This window comes from Paenibacillus lactis (assembly GCF_017873605.1).
In the GTDB taxonomy this organism is placed as follows: domain Bacteria; phylum Bacillota; class Bacilli; order Paenibacillales; family Paenibacillaceae; genus Paenibacillus_AQ; species Paenibacillus_AQ lactis.
In genome coordinates this window covers 12,434-29,978 of sequence record NZ_JAGGKI010000003.1, presented here as the reverse complement: position 1 = coordinate 29,978, position 17,545 = coordinate 12,434, and the positions used below count along the sequence as shown (strand labels likewise).

Genomic DNA, 17,545 nt, shown 5'->3' with positions numbered 1-17,545 from the left:
ATATCACAACCATCAGGCTGCGCAGTCCGGTCCAAGGCATCGTGCACGGTCTGGGCTGCGGCGTGCCTGAGGAAGGCGACAGAAAGAAGGTGCTATCCATGAAAAGCTTGGAGGTTCAAACGACGCCGGGAACTCTTCCGGCATCCGGAAGGGAGAGAAGCAAGAGCGGCAGCTGGCTGGCCTACCTGCTCATGAGCCCGGTGCTGATCTATTTGCTGGCCGTCATGGCGATTCCATTCGGCTGGGCGGTTTATCTCAGCTTGACGAATAAGGTGGTCGGGGTTCCCGAAACGTTCGTCGGCTTGCGGAACTATGCGGAGCTGCTTGCTGATTCCGTGTTTTGGAAGGCGGTCTGGAACACGCTGGTCTTTACGCTTGTCGCGGTTATTTTGAAGGCGGTATTCGGCATGATCATGGCGCTTGTGCTCAACGAGAATATCGTTGCCCGCAACTTTTTCAGGGTGATGCTCTTTCTCCCGTGGACGATCCCGACGATCGTCTCCGTGTTTACCTGGCAGTGGATCTATTCCGACGTCGGCGGCGTACTGAATGCGCTGCTCCTAAAGACAGGGCTCATCGATAGTCCCGTCGGCTGGCTGGCCACACCGGATCTCGCCATGTTCTCGGTCATTCTGGTCAACGTCTGGCGAGGCATTCCGTTCATGGGCATCGCCATACTGGCGGGCCTGCAGACGGTGTCCAAGGAAATGTACGAAGCCGCCATGCTGGACGGGGCTGGAGCGATCAAGCGCTTCTTCTACATGACGCTGCCTTCGGTTAAAGAAGTGACCATCCTGTCCTCCGTCATCACGACGATCTGGACGCTGAACGACTTCGAGATCATCTGGCTTCTCACGCGGGGCGGCCCGGACAACGGCACGCAGGTTCTGTCCACGCTCAGCTATACCGTAGGATTCCTGAACATGAGCCTCGGCAAAGCGATTGCGATATCCGTCATTACGCTGCCGCCTTTGATCATGCTGATCAACTATGTGACCAAGCGTTCGCTGGCGTCCGACAAGTAAGGAGTGATTTTTGATGAAAAATACGCTTGGCAAGCAGATCACGGTATATGCCACACTCGCCCTGCTGCTCTTGTTCGCGCTCTTTCCTTTATATTGGATGGTCATTACGTCCTTCAAGTCCAATGGAGAGATCTATTCCATGACGCCTACGTTTTGGCCGAAGGAGTTCCTTGGAACCGCCTATGACAGGCTGATCAACGAAAAGGGCTTCATGACGAATATCAAAAACAGCCTGCTCGTCTCGCTGATCGTGTCCGTATTTTCGATCGTGGTCAGCATGCTGGCCGCATATGCGATCTCCAAGCTCAAGTTCAGAGGGAGAAGCTTCATCTCCAAGAGCATCCTGTACGCGTACCTGATGCCAAGAGCGGTTCTGTTCATTCCGCTGTATATGCTGGTGACGGCCATCGGCATCAACAATTCCATATACGGGCTCATGCTGATCTACCCGACGATTACGATTCCGTACGCTACATGGATGCTGATCTCCTACTTCAAGTCCATTCCGGACGAGATCGAGGAAGCGGCCATGATCGACGGGTGTTCCCGAATCAGCACCATGACCAAAATCATCTTTCCGCTATCGGCGCCGGGCATTGCGGCTACCTTTATCTTTTCGTTCACGCTGTGCTGGAGCGAGTATCTGTACGCCCTGGTCGTCGTCACCAAAGGCGCGGACAAAACGATCACGCTGGGGCTGTCGGACATGATCGTGGGCGACGTCTTCGCTTGGGGACCGCTGATGGGAGGCTCTATCGTCGCATCGATTCCGGTCATCATCATGTACCTGTTTACATCCAAATATATGGTTAGCGGGATGACGGTAGGAGGGGTTAAATAATGAAAGGGAAAAAAGTGCTGGTCACCGCTACGAATTACTCCAGGCTGTGCGCGAATGCCAAGCAGCTGCTGCTGGATAATGGCTGCGAGATCATAGAGAACCCCTATGGACGTCCACTGACGTTCGGGGAGCTGAAGGAGGTGGTAGGCTCGGTCGACGGCGTCATTGCCGGCGTGGACACCTGGAACGAGGACGTGTTCAAGCTGGCGCCGCAGCTTAAAGGGATCGCCCGCTTCGGCGTCGGCGTGGACAATATCGACCTTGAAGCGGCGCGAAAGTACGGCATCCAGGTCACGAATGTTCCGAGAGGCAATGCCAATGCGGTAGCCGAGCTGGCGGTCGGCCTCATGATTGCCGTGCGCCGGAGCATTCCGCTGCTTGACCAATCCACGAAGAACGGCGGCTGGGACCGGTTTGTCGGCTCCGAGCTTGCCGGCGGGACGGTCGGTCTCCTTGGATTCGGAAATATCGCCCAGCTGACCGCCAAGAAGCTTAGAGGTTTCGATGTCGAGCTTATCGCGTACGATAAATATCCGGATGCAGCCAAGGCGGAGGAGTATGGCGTGAAGCTGACAACCTTCGAGCAAGTGCTGACGGACAGCGATATCGTCAGCATGCATTTGCCCAGCCTGAACGAGACGTACCATATTATGAATGACGGGGCTTTCTCCATGATGAAGTCTTCGGCAGTGTTCATCAATACGGCCAGGGGAGCCGTCGTGGACGAGCAGGCGCTCGCCAGGGCGCTCACATCGGGCGCCATCGCCGGGGCAGCCATCGATGTCTATGAGGCCGAGCCGGTATCCGCCGACAATCCGATCCTGCGGACCCGTAATCTCATCACGACGCCGCATACCGCGGCCGAGACGTACGAGACGTATGAGCGGGTCAGCATGGTTACCGCGCAGGCGCTGCTGGATATATTCGAAGGACGCGAGCCGCAGCATTTGTTGACGCCGAGAGCGTAATCAATCACGCATAAACGATGCGAACCTAATGAGGAGGGGACGCCTATGTATCAGAACATTACCAACGGCAACTGGCCGGTTATGCTAACGCCGTTTACGGAGCAGAACGAAGTGGATTACGAGGCCCTGGAGCGGCTTATCGACTGGTATATCGAGCGGGGGGCCGACGGCCTGTTTGCCGTGTGTCAATCCAGCGAAATGTATACCTTGACCCTGGAGGAGCGCGTACTGATCGCCGCCTTCGTCAAAGCGAAGACCGCCGGCCGGGTGCCGGTGATTGCATCGGGGCATGTATCCGATGACTTTGAAGACCAAGTCGCGGAGCTGAACGCCATCGCGGAAACCGGTGTCGACGCCGTCGTCTTGATCACGAATCGGCTCGCAGGTCCCGATGAGTCCGATGATGTGTGGCTGGCGAATCTCGATAAGCTGCTCGCGCGCATTCCGGAACACGTACCTCTCGGGTTGTATGAGTGTCCGGCCCCGTACCGTCGTCTGCTGACGCCGGAGATGCTGAAGAAATGCTCGGATACCGGACGCTTCCGGTTCATCAAGGATGTGAGCTGCGATCTGCAGCTGATCGGGGACAAGCTCAAGGCGGTTCAGGGAGGAAGCTTGAAAATCTTCAACGCCAATACGGCGACGCTTCTCGGCAGCTACCGGCTCGGGGCCTTCGGTTTCAGCGGCGTGATGGCCAATTTCCATCCGGAGCTGTATACGTGGTTGTTCCGGAATTGGGAGAGCCGGCCGGAGGAGGCGGAGGAGCTGTCCGATTTCCTCAGCGTCGCCTCCTTCATCGAACGACAGCTTTATCCCGTGAACGCGAAGTATTATCTTATGCTCGAAGGCGTGCTGACGAACTATCGCTGCCGCTCGAAAAACCATGAGGAGTTCAGCGCCACCCAACGCTTGGAGGTCGAGCAGCTGCACCGGCTGTCCAAGCGGTATGCCCAAAAGTTTCCGATTTCATCATAAGGCTTGGATTTTGCAAGCAAGGACCGGCTCGCGACCGCCTCATTAGGGGGCGGCTGCGAGCTCTTTCAATAAGCAGAGGCACAGAGGGAGGAGGTAGAGGAAGGGGAACAGGTCGAGCATCACGATGGAGTTGAGAGCTGCTCTTTTAGGCTGGTAACGATATTCACCTCGGAAAAAACGATATGGGTCGAAGGAGAGGTATAGCTCGCGATGCTGTTCACGAACGCCTCGATTTCCCCCAAGTCCGCCGCGCAGATCCTGACGAAAAAACAGGCCCGCCCCGCTGTTCGCCAGCATCCCAGCACGCGGGGATGTGCTTGGGCAAATGCCTTGAATTTCTCAAAATCCCCGTTTCTTACGGTGACCTCCATGATGCACTCAAGCCCAAATCCAAGCTTTTTCCGGTCGATCCCGATGGTGTACCCGGTAATGACGCCTTCGCTCTCAAGCCGGCGCACCCGCTCCGTTACGGATGGAGGGGAGAGATTTACTTTCTTGCCAAGCTCCCGCATGGACAGTCTGGAATCCCGCGAGAGCTCATCCAGAATGGAGAGATCAATGTCGTCGAATTTCATATGAAACCTCATTTCATAAATTATGTTGTATTTGTTAGTTTATCATACATGAATGATTTCAATTGTAAAGGAACTCGAGGGGGTAAGCCTTTATAATGGAGAAGTGGAAGGAGGGGATGACCTTGGCGAGAATTTCTTACTCCAAGTCAGGGGATACGCCATTTCAACAACTGCTGGGTCATAATGAAGATATTCGAGCACAGTGGGTGGAGCTGGAGGAAGCTTTTTACCGCAGCGGCCGATTAAGCCAAGAATTAAAAGAACAAGTTCGCCGTACGCTTGCTTTCGGGAACGGGTGTAAATACTGTCAAGCGAAAGGTAAGCCGTCAATCAGCCACGAAGATTCCAGAATCAGCTTGGCGGTGGCTTTCGCGGATTTATTTCTAAACCACCGCGACTCCATCAATCAGAATACATTCAACGTGTTAAGAAGTGAATTTTCGGAGCCTGAGATCGCGGAGCTATGCTCCTTCGTGTGCTTTACCACTGCTTCCCAAACGTTCGGGGCGGTGATGGATCTGCAGCCCTGAAATAACCCTAACAGCCAAGGGCTTTGGATCTAGCTGTCACCCGATATGAGCAGCTTTCTTCTACAGAAAGCGCTGGCAACATCTCAGCGAAAAAAAGATCAGCAGCTCGGAGCCGTACGTTCATAACGGCCTGATCTGCTGATCTTTCATTTTACGGCATGCTCTGATTAATTCTTAGTCCACACGCCAATCTTGTAAGCACCATCGGACAGTCGGTCCGTATTCGCAAAATCAACCGCCGGCCGGTTCGAGGCTGGATCCAAGATAGCGATGGTCAAATCATAGGTACCGTTTGGCAGCGCGGAAGTGGAGAGAGAACCTGACACCGTATGCAAGCCGGTTCTCCAGGCTGTTAAGTTTGCGGTTGCCGTTTGACGTGCCACGATGCTCCCGCCGCTTCGAAGCTGAAGCTCGATGGGCCAGTTGAACGGGAAATGCTGGACGCCCTTGTTCTCCACGACGACGGATACGTCTAGCGTGCCTCCGTTCTGCGCTTCCGGGTAGGTGGCCTTGTTCAAGACAAAGTGGTAGCCCATTCGTTTCTTCAGCCGATCCATATTGCCTTGAAGCGGATTGCCCACCGCCAAGGAAGCGGGGGCGTTCGGTCCGAGCCAGCTCGGCTTGCTCAGCTCGGTCTGCCGCAGCGTCTCATTAAAGCCGCTGCCTGTCGTTAGCGCAGCATTCATACCATAGGCACCGCCGTAAAATTCCCCACCGGAGATGCGGACATCCCAGAAATTCGGATGACCCGGCTGCCGCTGGCCGATATCGTCCCAATAACCGTTCTGTGTGCCCGTATACCAGCCCCATTCGGAATCGAAGCTTGGCTGGTCGCCGAAAACGTCATTATACATACCTAGAATAAGGCCTTTGTTGTTATTCTTGGCAAGGTCCACGCTTCGCCGGATCATTAACTGCGTGTGATCCTCCTGATCGGCAAATGCATCGATGTAGTGTTGAATGTATTGGTTGGAAATTTCGTTCGGTGGAAAGGCTCCCGTATAGTTGCTTTCCCCGTTCGGTCCTACATAGGGCCAGGTGTGAAATTCAGCCCAATGGCCGAGCGAACCGATTTGCACGAAAGCAATCGGGCTGTCAGGCGCGTTGTAATGCTCCGCTATCGCCTCGATGGCCAGCTTGTGCCTCGCAATCAAATAGTCGGAGCTGTAATTCGGGGAGAAGCCGATGTTGTTGCCCGTACCCATGCCTCCGGTTTCATCATGATAAGCCTTGCCCGGCGATTGTCCGAGTCGGACCATATCGTTGTACAGCCAGTCCGGAATGTCCCGGTGAGGGACGCCCGAAGGACTGTCCATAATAAAGCGAAGAACGACTTTGACGCCACGGCTTCGCCAATGGTCGAAATGATTGGCTGCTTCGATTGCACTGAAATCATACTGCCCCTTCGCGGGCTCCAGCTCTTTCCAAGTGACGCCGACATATACAAGACGGTGGTCCTGAGGATAGCCGGTGGATTTTGCGGAAGGGGCCCAGCCCTTAAATGGATTGTTGAGCGGATCATCCAGCTCGGTTGGATAGAATTCGACCATGTTTTCTCCGGGATTCCTTTCATCAAGGGTATAAAGCGGGAGCGGCTGGTTTTGCCCCGGCAGGCGATGGGTATCCGAGTTGTTATCCAGATATCCGAGGCTAACGCTGCCGCCTGCGGTTAGTCCAAGCGTCTGAAGCGGAAGCGCAACTTCAATGAGGGACGAAGTCCGTGTAAATTGAGAGGAAGGAAGCGAGGAGGACCAATTCCAGCTCCATGTGCTCCCGTTGCCTCCATAGCGGTACAGGGAATCATTTTCGAGAAGCCACTCAATCCCTGTTGCTCCCCAGCCATAAGCCTGATACCCGGTAACAGCGCTTCCGTCCGTATTCAACCAGAAGCTGCCCATGGTCGTGCTCAGACCGGAGCCTTCTACAAGGAGATACAGGTGTTGCTCGTCGTGGGAAGCCTTCAGAACTTTGGCGGCTCCGGAATTCGTGGAAAGGGCCGGAATCCCTTCCCAGTCGCTTGCATCGCCGTCAATCTCGATTGAGGCCGTTTCCGCAACCGAAATCGAGACGGGAAAAGGGGACAACGTCAGAAGCAAGGCCATCATCGCTACAATCATCATTTTCATTGAATTACCCCGTATTCTCATATCAAACCTCCTCCTACAAATATGGGCGTTCGTATAGCTGCAGGCTTACACTCGGCAATCCTGGCTATCGCGATTGGCTCAAGGCTCACCCCCTTTCTTTGTATCGGGATCTTTCTGAAAAAAAGAGCACCGGTTCAGGTGCTTCATGCATGTGCGAAATTTGGAAATTAGCTGTACGCCATGTGCCAATCTCCAGTGCGCGCGGTGCGCAGTCATGGAGCACGGTTGGACGGCAGCCTTCCATCTAGCCGGCTTTCAAAATTCACTTAAGTCGAGCTGCGTACGATCAAGCGGGTAGGCAGAATCACTTTCTTCGGCAGCAGCCGATTTCCGTTGATGCGGTCGATCAGGTTATCAACGGCGACCATGCCGATTTCCTTGGTTGGCACGTCGATCGTCGACAGCGGAGGATTGGAGTACTTGGATACCTCAATGTTGGACAGGCCGATAACGGCCACTTCATTCGGAACGGAAATACCGTTGTTGTACAACCCGTTAAGAGCGGCCATCGCCATCAAATCGCTTCCGGCGAAGAAGGCGGTAGGATATTTGCCGGTTTGGCATAAATGATTGATTTGCTCGATACAAACCGCCTCATCCCATAAGCAATCAATCACCCAATCCGGATTCACTGACAATCCGGCCGCATGCATGCTGGCGTAGTACCCTCGATAGCGGCGGCTGTCCTTCAAATTTCCCGTCAATCCGCTTCCTCCGATATATCCAATCCGTGTATGGCCTTTCTCGATGAGATGGTTCACCGCCACCGAAGCCACATTGTAATGATCGTAGCCCACGTTATCGATATCCCCGCGTTCCGTATCAATCCCTACGATGTAAGGGACCTGCTTGCGAATATACTCGTAGGTTTCGCTGTTCAACGACTCCATCAGGATCAGGCCGGTAATCGGTTCGCTGAACGTATTGAATAGGATTTTGCGATCATCCAGCTCGATGCCGGTCCGAATAAAAGAGATGCTATACCCTGCACTGAGAAGCCGCTCTTCTACGCCGGACAATATCGACATGAAGTACGGATCGTTGTACTTATCTTTCGTCACGCTTAATACGCATCCGATTTTGATATGTGACTTGCTGTCGGTTTGATCCTTGACTGCGACTTTGCGCTTGGGGCTGGAACTGATTTTATAGTTGAGCTGCGTAACGGCCTGCCATACCCGTTCCTTGGTCTCTTCCGTGATTTTATATTTCGTATCATTGTTTAAAACTCTGGACACGGTGGCAGTGGATACATTCGCTAGCTTCGCAACATCCCGAATCGTACTCATCGTTAAAACCATTCTCCTTTTTGTTACAAATGATCACCATTTATGAGTTTATAGGAATGTTACCTTCCAAACAATGATTCATAAGAACTTTGTGTTTTGTTTCGTAGTTTGTTACGTTGTTTATTTGCGTGACTACATCTTATATGAGTCTTGCTTCAAAATCAATAATAACATGATTCTGTCGCGAAATGTTACGTAAAAATGATAAAAAACCAAAAATTCTATTGCAAGATGAAGTTTGGATGATATAACATGAAATCACTAAACATATAATATTTTTTACGTAAAAACAACGTAACAAACCATGAAACAGCGTGAAGGCGTTCATTATTCCAATGGGGGTAAACCGTGAAATGGCGATTCTGATGAATTTTAAAGAGTGTGCTGCAATTTGCAGCTTCGATGTTCTGCCTGAGGGTCTGGAAGCAAAGTTCAACATGTATACACCGAACAACAATTCCGAGCTTATCCCGCGAACATACCTCTCGGAGCTCTTCGAGTCCTATCAAGTACCTAATCATCTCCGGCAGCGGCTTGTAGAAGGCATCGAGGAGATCGAGCAAAACGACGTATTGTTTCACTTCACCAAATTTTTGGTGGAGGACATGTGTTCCGCGCGCGAGCGGTGCGACGAGACACCTTACTCGAATATGACGCCGGGTTGCATGAGACACCATGGAGATCTCTATTCCTTCCTACTGCTGCTCGCCTGTGTCGTTCCGTCCATGAACAAGCTGCGGCGGCGTTCAGTGCCCCAAGCGTACTACGAGCACATCCCGCATCAGCCGCTGAAGCATCAATTGGAAAAATTGGCGCTCTACGGCGATCCTAAGGTTCATGATTTTCCATGGGTGATGAATTTCTACACCTGCTCCATCTTTCTGTTAGACCGGTTCTATTTCATCCCCTACCGATTCGGGGACCCGTTCACGATGTTTCGGCAGGTGGATACGCGAGAGGTGATAGCGCTTCGGCATGCGGGGGAAGAGTTTCGCAGCGACGGACAACGAAACGGCATCAACGATGTGATTGACGTGGAAGGGAGCTTCACTTCGGAGTGGCATGAGAACGAGACCTTCATCATTGCCAATCGGATCAATCCGATGGGATTCGTGGAACGAGAAACGACGCCGATCCTGAAGCAGGAGTGGGAGCGGGTCCTGGAAGTGGGGGATACGCTTCTTGCCTTGCATATACCGTCGGGTCCAGGCTATACGCCGGAGCGGATTAAGCAATCCATGGCCATGGCGCTTGAATTTTACGACCGATATTTCCCCGAGCTGTCAATCAAGGGTTTCTGGAGCTCGAGCTGGCTTTACGATACCCGGTTATCGCTCGTTTTGGACAATGAAAAAAGCAATATCGTCCGCGTTCAACGGCAGTTTTACAATTATCCGACATTGGAGGGGGACGGCATGCTGCGCTATGAAGTCTTTGGCGATTGGAAGGCGGACCCAGTCGTCAGCCCCGTCGAGCTGACGACTTCTCTGCAGCGGGCCGCGGCCGGATATATGAAGGCAGGGGCAAGGTTCAACACGCTGAGCATGGTGGTGCTTAGGGAGGATGTTCCGCGGATCGGCAGCATGCCATATATAACGGATGCAGACCGGGAGCGGTTCCTGCAAACCGTGGACAGCCACTTGCCGAAACGTACCGGGCGTATCCCGCAGGAATAAAATGAGACAGGCGCGATTGCATAGAACGAGTTTAGACAAAATACGAATCGCTGGAGGTAATGGAGTTGAAACTGGCATTAATCGGAGCAGGACAACGAGGCATGATCTATGCAAGGCATGCTCATCAAAGTGACGAGATCGCCGCGGTGGTCGAGCCGGACTTCGCGAGAAGAAAGGCGGCCGCGGACGAGTTCCGGATTCCGCCGGAGCGGCAATTTGCATCCATTGAAGAATTTTATCGATTAGGGAGTATTTGCGACGCCGTCATCATCTCTTCCATGGACCGGGATCATTATGCCCAAACGATGGCAGCGCTTGAGCTCGGCTATGATATTTTGCTCGAAAAGCCCATTTCGCCAAGTCCCGAAGAATGCATGAGAATTCAGGAAAAAGCCGGTGAAAAGGGCCGGAAAGTGATTGTTTGCCATGTGCTGAGGTACACGAATTTTTTTATGGAGATTAAGAAAATCATCGATAGCGGGGAACTCGGCAAGGTCGTCACCATTCAGCATAACGAGAATATCGGCAATTTCCATATGGCCCATTCCTTTGTCAGGGGCAATTGGAGGAGAAGCGATCTGGCCAGCCCGATCATTATGCAGAAATCCTGCCACGATATGGATGTTTTATCCTGGCTCGTGGACAGCGGCGCAAAGCGGATCTCTTCTTACGGGGATCTCGCTTATTTTAAAGAGGAGAATGCACCGGAAGGCAGCGCTGATCGATGCTTGGACTGCAAGGTTGCCGCAGATTGCCGCTTCGATGCGAGAAAAGCCTATCTGCCTGTTCGAGGGCAATGGCCGGCTACGGTCGTTTCGGCTGATCAATCGGAAGAGGGGCTGCTTAAGGAGCTCGAAACAAGCCCATACGGACGCTGCGTGTATCGGATGGATAATGATGTGTGCGATCATCAGGTAACCCTGATTGAGTTCAAGAACGGGGTAACGGCCACTTTTAACTTAAGCGGATTTACCAATAAAATGTACCGCACCATCAAAATCATGTGCGAGCACGGTGAAATTCGGGGCGATGATACCTTGAATGTCATCGAGGTCACTCGATTTAACTCCAATATGGCCGAAGCCCAGCAGCAAACCGTCATTCGGCCGGCTGCCGTAAGCGGTGGGCACAACGGCGGAGATACGGGGCTGATGATCGATTTTCTGGAGAATTTGAAAAACCCTGATTTCAGCAGCAGATCCTCCATCGAAATGTCGGTAGAGAGCCACATCATGGCCTATGCAGCGGAAGAGGCGAGAATGACCGGTACCGTAATCGATATGGATGAGCTTAAGGCGAAGCTGCGGCAAAGCATTACAGCCTAATCGTTCGAAATGCAAAGTTAAAGGTGGTGAGGGGATGGGCTCCGTCGTTAAGGGGTTTCTCCATGAAATCAAGAAAAATCGAATTCTGTACTTTATGTGCGTACCTGCGCTTATCGTGCTGATCATGTTCTCGTACATCCCTTTTGCGGGCGCATGGATGGCTTTTACCGATTTTAATGTGGTGGACGGGATCTTCGGCAGCAAGTTCGTGGGGCTGGACAACTTCAAATTTTTTTTCTCGGAGAACAGCATGGGGTGGAAGGTGATCTACAACACGCTGTATATCAACTTCTTCGGTCTTATATTGGGGATCGTCGTCCCGGTGAGCATAGCCGTCCTGCTTCAGGAAATCCGGCATAAGGCTTACAAAAAAATCGCCCAAAGCATGATGTTCTTTCCCTACTTCTTATCTTGGGTCGTCGTCGGTGCGATTCTGTACGGCATCTTTTCCACGGATGTGGGCGTTGCCAACAACATTTTGGAGTTCTTTGGAGCCGATCCGATCAGGTGGTACTCGGAGCCGAAGTATTGGAAATGGATTATCATTCTGTCGAGCGTCTGGAAATGGAGCGGGTACAATTCCATTATCTATTTGGCGGCGATGTCCAATTTCGACGGGAGCTTGTACGAAGCGGCTAAAGTCGATGGAGCCAGCAAATTGCAGCGGATTTTTTACTTAACCGTCCCTATGTTGAAACCGACGATCATCGTCTTAACCCTGCTCAGCGTGGGAAGGATCTTCTATGGCGACTTCGGGATGATTTACGGCATCGTTGGCAACAACCCGGTCCTGGCCGATGAGGTAACGGTCATTGATACCTATGTGTATCAGTCCATGCGGACGCTGGGCTTCTCTTACGCGACGGCCATCGGATTGTTTCAGTCCCTGATGGGGTTAATCCTGATTACGGCTGCCAATCGATCGGCTAAGAAAATAAATGACGGAGAGGGTCTGTTTTAATGATTGGAAAGAATCGATTGCTCGGCGATAAGCTGGTCATCGCCTTTGCTTACGGTTTCGTCGGCTTATTCGCACTCGTTTGTCTGTATCCTCTTGTTTTAACCTTAAGCGTATCCTTTTCTTCAGAGCAGGCCGTCGCAAGAAACGGCTATTCCATCCTCCCCATGAGCCCTACCTGGGATACCTACAAATACATCTTCGTTAACAGCGGCATGAAAATACTGAAATCCTACGGCGTGACGATCTTCATCACGGTTGCGGGGACGACGGGCGCCCTGCTCATTACGAGCCTGATTGCATTTTCCCTGTCCGTCAAAAAGCTCAAATACCGCAATGTGCTGGCCTTTATCAGCAATTTTACGATTATTTTCTCAGCAGGCTTGATCCCGTGGTACATGGTGAGCGTCAATTACTACGGATTAAAGGACAGCATTCTGGCCCTCATTCTGCCTTCCATCTTCAGCGTCTGGAATATGTTTCTTATGCGCACGTATTTTGCGAGCATCTCGACATCGCTTTATGAGGCTGCGGAGATGGACGGCGCCAATTATTTTACGATCTATATGAGAATAGCCCTCCCGTTAAGCAAGACCGCACTGCTTACGGTCGGTTTAATGTATGCGCTTCAATATTGGAATGATTGGTGGCATGCGCTCATCTTCATTCAGGATCAGGATTTATTTCCGCTGCAATATTACCTCTACAACATTCTGTCTAACGTCAACGCGGTCAGCTCAGGGCGCATTCCGTCCGGTGCATCGGGCAGCATTACGCTGCCTGCGGAGACCGTGAAAATGGCCGTTACGGTCATTACGATCGGGCCGATCATTTTCCTGTACCCCTTCGTTCAGAAATACTTCGTGCACGGGATTATGGCCGGTGCAGTCAAGGAATAGACGGCGCATGCGCGGTTACTGCCGACTCAGGCTTTACATAGATGAATTTTGTTTATTTGGGGAGGGTCTTAAATGATGGCAAGGAAAATGCTGATCTTGTTGGCTTTATTGATTGCATCCGTATCGGTTTTAGCAGGATGCGGCGGCGGGAAAGAGGGGGAGGCCGCGCTCGAAACCGTGACGATTCTGTACCCTGGCGAGCGAAGCGATCGGATGGATGAATTTCTTCAGAACGAATTTGCCGACAAAATGGCGTCCGAGCTCGGCTTGAAGGTGGAGGTCGTATTCGTGCCTTGGGCCCAGTATTGGGAGCAGAAAGATATCATGCTGGCGGCCAATGAACCCATCGATTTATATTGGGACGGTCTTCCGGATCTGTCGACTATCGTAAACAAGAAGCAAGCCATGGCGCTGGATGATTTGATTCAGCAGCACGGTCAGGATATGTTAAAGGTGCTGCCGAAGGAGCAGCTTCAAGGGGCAACGATTGACGGAAAGGTCTATGGCATTCCATCGGCATACGCGCCGTCCTCCGCGATGTATCAGCTGGTCGCTGTTCGTCAGGATATCCTTGAAGCCGTAGGAATGTCGGAGGTGAAGACCCCGGACGATTTGAAAGAATTCGCAGCAAAGGCAAAAGAGAAGTTTCCTGAAATGAAAGGGCCGGCGGATATTATATTCAAGCCGTTAACCCGCTACTTTGCCGATGAACAATATAACTGGATCGCGGTCGAGGATTTGGTGGTATTCGGGGAAGACAGTAAGAAAGCGTACAGCTATTATGAAACCGAGGCGTTCCAAGAGGTTGCCAAGTTTAACCGCAGCATGTATGACGGCGGGTTATATACGGAGGATCTGACAATTAAATACAACGAAAGAGATTCCCGCATGCAGACAGGATTGTACTTATGGGTAGAAGGCTCCTTGGGCAAAGAAATGGAAATTATCGATGCCGTCAAGGCGAATGCTCCGGAAGCCGAAATTAAAACTTATCTGTTAGCCGAAGAGAAACCGCGATATGTTACGGCAGCAGGCGGGGAAGTTCTAGGTATGCCGGTAAACGCTCCAAATCCGGAAGGCGCCATGAAATTTATCAACTGGATTTACAAGTCGCAGGACAATTATTTGTTCGCCTTGTATGGCGTCGAAGGCAAGGATTACGAAATCGTGGACGGACGAATCAAAAAGCTGACCGCTAGCGAATTTTTCTATGAGTGGATGTTCAGAAACCAAAATTATCAATTGTTCGGGCCGGAAGTGGCCCAGGCGTCCATTGATCAATATAAAAGCTGGGACGACGATGCCGTCCGATCCGCCTCATTAGGGTTCCGGTTCAATAATGAAAATGTCAAGCTCATCGAGACAGCCCTGAAGGAAGTAGCAGGCAAGGATATGGCCGCGATCCGTTCCGGTTTCGTGGATTTCGAAACGGAATATCCAAAGGCGATCGAGAAGCTGAAAGCGGCGGGCATTGATGAATATGTAGCGGAGGTTCAGCGTCAGCTGGACGAGTTCTTGGCGAACCAAAAATAAAGAACAAGGAAACGACTCAAGGGATGTTTATATCCGGCTTGAGTCGTTTTTTTTATCATGCGTATCCGTAAGTTGCGGGGATAGTTAAGGGTGCTTACCGGCCCTGCAAAACATCGAGAATCGTATCGACGACGAGCTCCGGCTGATCATGAATGACCATGTGGCCGCTTCGTTCGGCGACGATCAATCGGCTGTCGGTCGAAATATCCAGCATCTTTCGCTGTCCGGCCTGCCAAATTTCCTCAAGCTTCCGACCGCCGGCTTCCGAAATGCCCGCTTGGGCATAATCCTGAGGGAGCCCCCGGGCGATCACTCGCACCGGCAACGCCCCCAAATGCTGCCCCCGAATGGCATCTTCAGTCGTATGAGCCAGCTCCGCCTCCTCTTCCTTCGCTTCGAAGTAGCTCGGCTGTGCAATGACATTGATAAATTGCCCGCGGTCTTCCTCGGCCACGAGACCCTTCAGCAAATCGTCCTGGAACAGGCGCAGTATGCCGGACTGCTTGAGCAGCTTGAGCGTGGAGGCTGGCGGGTTGCCGGCAAAATTCTCCGCTTCCAGTATCGCTTGGGTATCCCTGGCATCATCCTCGGGTCTGGCATCGATCAGCACCAGGCCCATCACCTCATCCGAGTAAGTTTCGGCGAACAGCCGGGCATACATCCCGCCCAAAGAATGACCGACCATAAGGTAGGGGCCCTCGATATTTTCCTGCTTCAAAGCGCGATACAGCTCGCTGACGATTTGATCTCCGGTGCGTTCGCGGCTTGCCTTCTCGCTCCAGGCATAACCTGCGCGGTCGTAGGTGACGACCGTTGCATACGGGGCTAGCTTGTCCGGAATGTCGCGCCAGGACAGGCTCGTTTCGCCGCTTCCGGCTTCGAATACAATCGTCGGGGAACCGCTGCCTGCTTTCACCACATGCAGAGCATAACCGCCGACATCGACCATTTTGCCCGGAGGCGGGTAATCCTTCGCCGCTTGTTTGGCAGCGATAGACTCATACACGAAGCCGGCGACGAGCGCCATAACGACAACAGCAAAGATGCTCCCGAACCCGTATGCAAGCTTTCTCCATATTGAAGCTCTCTTCTTCTTTTTGTCCTTTTTCATGGATGGTTCCTTTCCCGATTTTATTTAGTACAATGTACCAAAAAGGTTTTTAACACGTTGTACTAAAAAAGAAAAGGGCGTATAATAGAGCCATGCCAAAAATCGTGAATCATGACACCCAAAGACGCTTGGTCGCAGAGGCTGCATTAAACGTGATCCGGCGCTCGGGCCTGGAGCAGGCAACCGTACGCCGCATCGCGGAAGAGGCGGGATTGTCCGTCGGTTCCATGCGCCATTATTTCTCGACGCAGGTTGAGCTGTTTGCCTTTTGCATGAATATGTTCGTCGAGCGGGTCGAGCACAGATTGGAGACATTCGAGCTTCACGGGCCTTTAATGGAGGACTTGAAGCGGCTGCTGCTGCAATTTCTGCCCGTCGATGAAGAGAGAACGCTGGAAATGGAGGTGTGGTTTGCGTTTCATTCGAAGGCGCTGGTCTATCCCGAACTAAGGAAATTAAGCTCGGAAATTCAAGACGGGATCCATAAGGTCTCCCGTTTCGTGGTGGACGAGATCGTCAAGAACCAGCTGGCAAGCCCCGACTTGAATATCGATCTGGAGACGGAAAAATTGTTCGCGCTGATCGACGGGCTCGCCATGCATCGCATGATGCAGCCGGATCGGCTGCCAGTGGAAAGGCTTGAGGCTCTGGTAACCTCCCACCTGGAGTCGCTCTGCGCTCAACAAGGCAAAGGAATATAACCTATCGACAGGAGGAATGAAGATGGCGAAGCATGAAAAACGGACGGACGGAAAGCACGCACAGCTTGCTCCTAATCCGATCGTCCCCGGCTGGTACGCGGATCCCGAAGCGAGAATATTTGAAGGGCGGTACTGGATCTATCCGACATACTCGGCTCCTTATGACGAGCAGACGTTTTTCGATGCGTTCTATTCCGAGGATCTGGCTAAGTGGACGAAGGTGGAGCGCATTTTGGACATCGACCGGATTCCTTGGGCGAAGCGGGCATTGTGGGCGCCGTCGCCGATCGAACGGAACGGACGGTATTATTTGTACTTTTGCGCCAATGACATTCAGAGTGATGACGAGTACGGGGGAATCGGCGTCGCCGTCGCCGACAAGCCGGAGGGGCCTTTCCGCGACGCGATCGGCAAGCCGCTCATCGACCGCTTCCATCATGGAGCCCAGCCCATCGATCCGCATGTATTCATCGACGATGACGGCACCGCGTATTTGTATTACGGCGGGTGGGGCCGCTGTAATGTCGTCAAGCTGAACGAGGACATGATCAGCCTGGGTCGGTTCGAGGACGGCAGCACTTATGCGGAGATTACGCCGGACCAATACGTTGAAGGACCGTGTATGGTCAAAAGGAAGGGGCTCTATTATTTCATGTGGGCGGAAGGGGGATGGGGAGGACCGGATTATTCCGTGGCCTACGCCTGCGCCTCTTCTCCCCTTGGCCCGTTCGAACGCGTCGGGAAAATCCTGGAGCAGGATCCGGACGTGGCGACGGGGGCCGGCCATCACGGCTTCATCCAGGCGGGCGAAGAGGAGTGGTACATCGTCTACCATCGACGGCCGCTGACGGAGACGGATCGGAATCATCGAGTCCTGTGCTTGGACGTCATGGAGTTTTCGGAGGATGGACGGATTTTGCCTGTGAAAATGACGTAAAGAAGCGCCTGCCGATTTAACGGCAGGCGCTTCTTTACGGTAAGTTCTGTTGCTA

The 17,545-nt window shown here is 52.5% G+C and carries 16 protein-coding genes; 12 read left to right on the top strand and 4 right to left on the bottom strand.

Annotation, left to right across the window (positions count from 1 at the left end; all coding sequences use genetic code 11):
- Positions 1–98: 98 nt before the first annotated feature.
- From J2Z18_RS05750 to J2Z18_RS05735, 4 genes are read left to right on the top strand one after another with little or no spacing between them, the layout of a single operon-like run.
- Positions 99–1,025, top strand: a complete 927-nt coding sequence (locus tag J2Z18_RS05750) for a carbohydrate ABC transporter permease (protein WP_007127459.1) — start codon at positions 99–101, stop codon at positions 1,023–1,025.
- 13 nt (positions 1,026–1,038) lie between these two features.
- Entirely contained in the window at positions 1,039–1,866 is an 828-nt protein-coding gene (locus tag J2Z18_RS05745) for a carbohydrate ABC transporter permease (RefSeq protein WP_007127460.1), read from the top strand.
- The gene (locus J2Z18_RS05740) at positions 1,866–2,834 is read left to right on the top strand and encodes a phosphoglycerate dehydrogenase (protein ID WP_007127461.1); all 969 of its coding nucleotides are present in this window, start codon (positions 1,866–1,868) and stop codon (positions 2,832–2,834) included. The genes J2Z18_RS05745 and J2Z18_RS05740 overlap by 1 nt, the downstream gene beginning before the upstream one ends.
- Positions 2,835–2,879: 45 nt before the next feature.
- Positions 2,880–3,809, top strand: a complete 930-nt coding sequence (locus J2Z18_RS05735; protein ID WP_007127462.1) for a dihydrodipicolinate synthase family protein — start codon at positions 2,880–2,882, stop codon at positions 3,807–3,809.
- A gap of 119 nt (positions 3,810–3,928) precedes the next feature.
- Here the strand turns inward: J2Z18_RS05735 and J2Z18_RS05730 are convergent, their stop codons facing one another.
- Complete coding sequence (locus J2Z18_RS05730; protein WP_007127463.1) at positions 3,929–4,384, bottom strand: Lrp/AsnC family transcriptional regulator; 456 nt, start codon at positions 4,382–4,384, stop codon at positions 3,929–3,931.
- Between the two features lie 95 nt (positions 4,385–4,479).
- Here J2Z18_RS05730 and J2Z18_RS05725 point away from each other — a divergent pair, with 95 nt between their 5' ends.
- Entirely contained in the window at positions 4,480–4,914 is a 435-nt protein-coding gene (locus J2Z18_RS05725) for a carboxymuconolactone decarboxylase family protein (protein WP_007127464.1), read from the top strand.
- Positions 4,915–5,081: 167 nt separating this feature from the next.
- Here J2Z18_RS05725 and J2Z18_RS05720 read toward each other — a convergent pair whose 3' ends face one another.
- Positions 5,082–7,061, bottom strand: a complete 1,980-nt coding sequence (locus J2Z18_RS05720) for a DUF4832 domain-containing protein (RefSeq protein ID WP_210094370.1) — start codon at positions 7,059–7,061, stop codon at positions 5,082–5,084.
- 266 nt (positions 7,062–7,327) lie between these two features.
- Positions 7,328–8,350, bottom strand: coding sequence for a LacI family DNA-binding transcriptional regulator (locus J2Z18_RS05715; RefSeq protein ID WP_007127466.1), 1,023 nt, complete (start codon positions 8,348–8,350; stop codon positions 7,328–7,330).
- A gap of 335 nt (positions 8,351–8,685) precedes the next feature.
- Between J2Z18_RS05715 and J2Z18_RS05710 the strand changes: the two genes are divergently transcribed.
- From J2Z18_RS05710 to J2Z18_RS05690, 5 genes are all read left to right on the top strand, one after another.
- Positions 8,686–10,026, top strand: a complete 1,341-nt coding sequence (locus J2Z18_RS05710; protein WP_007127467.1) for an acyltransferase domain-containing protein — start codon at positions 8,686–8,688, stop codon at positions 10,024–10,026.
- 59 nt (positions 10,027–10,085) lie between these two features.
- Positions 10,086–11,351: a Gfo/Idh/MocA family protein gene (locus J2Z18_RS05705; RefSeq protein ID WP_244152608.1), complete on the top strand. Its 1,266-nt coding sequence runs from the start codon at positions 10,086–10,088 to the stop codon at positions 11,349–11,351.
- Between the two features lie 34 nt (positions 11,352–11,385).
- A complete protein-coding gene (locus tag J2Z18_RS05700) occupies positions 11,386–12,312 on the top strand; it encodes an ABC transporter permease (protein ID WP_007127469.1) in 927 nt (308 codons plus the stop codon).
- Entirely contained in the window at positions 12,312–13,208 is an 897-nt protein-coding gene (locus J2Z18_RS05695) for a carbohydrate ABC transporter permease (protein WP_007127470.1), read from the top strand. Before J2Z18_RS05700 ends, J2Z18_RS05695 begins: the two co-directional genes overlap by 1 nt.
- Positions 13,209–13,280: 72 nt before the next feature.
- Positions 13,281–14,741 (top strand): ABC transporter substrate-binding protein, encoded by a 1,461-nt coding sequence (locus J2Z18_RS05690; RefSeq protein ID WP_040737810.1) that lies wholly within the window; start codon positions 13,281–13,283, stop codon positions 14,739–14,741.
- A 94-nt stretch (positions 14,742–14,835) separates the two neighbouring features.
- On the opposite strand, the gene J2Z18_RS05685 is transcribed toward J2Z18_RS05690, so the two are convergent.
- On the bottom strand, positions 14,836–15,852 hold the full coding sequence (locus J2Z18_RS05685) for an alpha/beta fold hydrolase (protein WP_210094369.1): 1,017 nt from the start codon (positions 15,850–15,852) through the stop codon (positions 14,836–14,838).
- A 92-nt stretch (positions 15,853–15,944) separates the two neighbouring features.
- Between J2Z18_RS05685 and J2Z18_RS05680 the strand changes: the two genes are divergently transcribed.
- Positions 15,945–16,553, top strand: a complete 609-nt coding sequence (locus tag J2Z18_RS05680) for a TetR/AcrR family transcriptional regulator (protein ID WP_210094368.1) — start codon at positions 15,945–15,947, stop codon at positions 16,551–16,553.
- Between the two features lie 22 nt (positions 16,554–16,575).
- Positions 16,576–17,490, top strand: coding sequence for a glycoside hydrolase family 43 protein (locus tag J2Z18_RS05675; protein WP_210094367.1), 915 nt, complete (start codon positions 16,576–16,578; stop codon positions 17,488–17,490).
- Positions 17,491–17,545: the final 55 nt, after the last annotated feature.

Excerpts from the sequence above, each read along its gene's own strand:
- J2Z18_RS05730 (WP_007127463.1), bottom strand. The coding sequence starts at position 4,384 with ATGAAATTCGACGACATTGATCTCTCCATTCTGGATGAGCTCTCGCGG.
- J2Z18_RS05750 (WP_007127459.1), top strand. The coding sequence starts at position 99 with ATGAAAAGCTTGGAGGTTCAAACGACGCCGGGAACTCTTCCGGCATCC.
- J2Z18_RS05720 (WP_210094370.1), bottom strand. The coding sequence starts at position 7,061 with ATGAGAATACGGGGTAATTCAATGAAAATGATGATTGTAGCGATGATG.
- J2Z18_RS05740 (WP_007127461.1), top strand. The coding sequence starts at position 1,866 with ATGAAAGGGAAAAAAGTGCTGGTCACCGCTACGAATTACTCCAGGCTG.
- J2Z18_RS05735 (WP_007127462.1), top strand. The coding sequence starts at position 2,880 with ATGTATCAGAACATTACCAACGGCAACTGGCCGGTTATGCTAACGCCG.
- J2Z18_RS05745 (WP_007127460.1), top strand. The coding sequence starts at position 1,039 with ATGAAAAATACGCTTGGCAAGCAGATCACGGTATATGCCACACTCGCC.
- J2Z18_RS05685 (WP_210094369.1), bottom strand. The coding sequence starts at position 15,852 with ATGAAAAAGGACAAAAAGAAGAAGAGAGCTTCAATATGGAGAAAGCTT.
- J2Z18_RS05710 (WP_007127467.1), top strand. The coding sequence starts at position 8,686 with ATGGGGGTAAACCGTGAAATGGCGATTCTGATGAATTTTAAAGAGTGT.
- J2Z18_RS05725 (WP_007127464.1), top strand. The coding sequence starts at position 4,480 with ATGGAGAAGTGGAAGGAGGGGATGACCTTGGCGAGAATTTCTTACTCC.
- J2Z18_RS05700 (WP_007127469.1), top strand. The coding sequence starts at position 11,386 with ATGGGCTCCGTCGTTAAGGGGTTTCTCCATGAAATCAAGAAAAATCGA.
- J2Z18_RS05695 (WP_007127470.1), top strand. The coding sequence starts at position 12,312 with ATGATTGGAAAGAATCGATTGCTCGGCGATAAGCTGGTCATCGCCTTT.
- J2Z18_RS05705 (WP_244152608.1), top strand. The coding sequence starts at position 10,086 with ATGGAGTTGAAACTGGCATTAATCGGAGCAGGACAACGAGGCATGATC.
- J2Z18_RS05680 (WP_210094368.1), top strand. The coding sequence starts at position 15,945 with ATGCCAAAAATCGTGAATCATGACACCCAAAGACGCTTGGTCGCAGAG.
- J2Z18_RS05715 (WP_007127466.1), bottom strand. The coding sequence starts at position 8,350 with ATGAGTACGATTCGGGATGTTGCGAAGCTAGCGAATGTATCCACTGCC.
- J2Z18_RS05690 (WP_040737810.1), top strand. The coding sequence starts at position 13,281 with ATGATGGCAAGGAAAATGCTGATCTTGTTGGCTTTATTGATTGCATCC.
- J2Z18_RS05675 (WP_210094367.1), top strand. The coding sequence starts at position 16,576 with ATGGCGAAGCATGAAAAACGGACGGACGGAAAGCACGCACAGCTTGCT.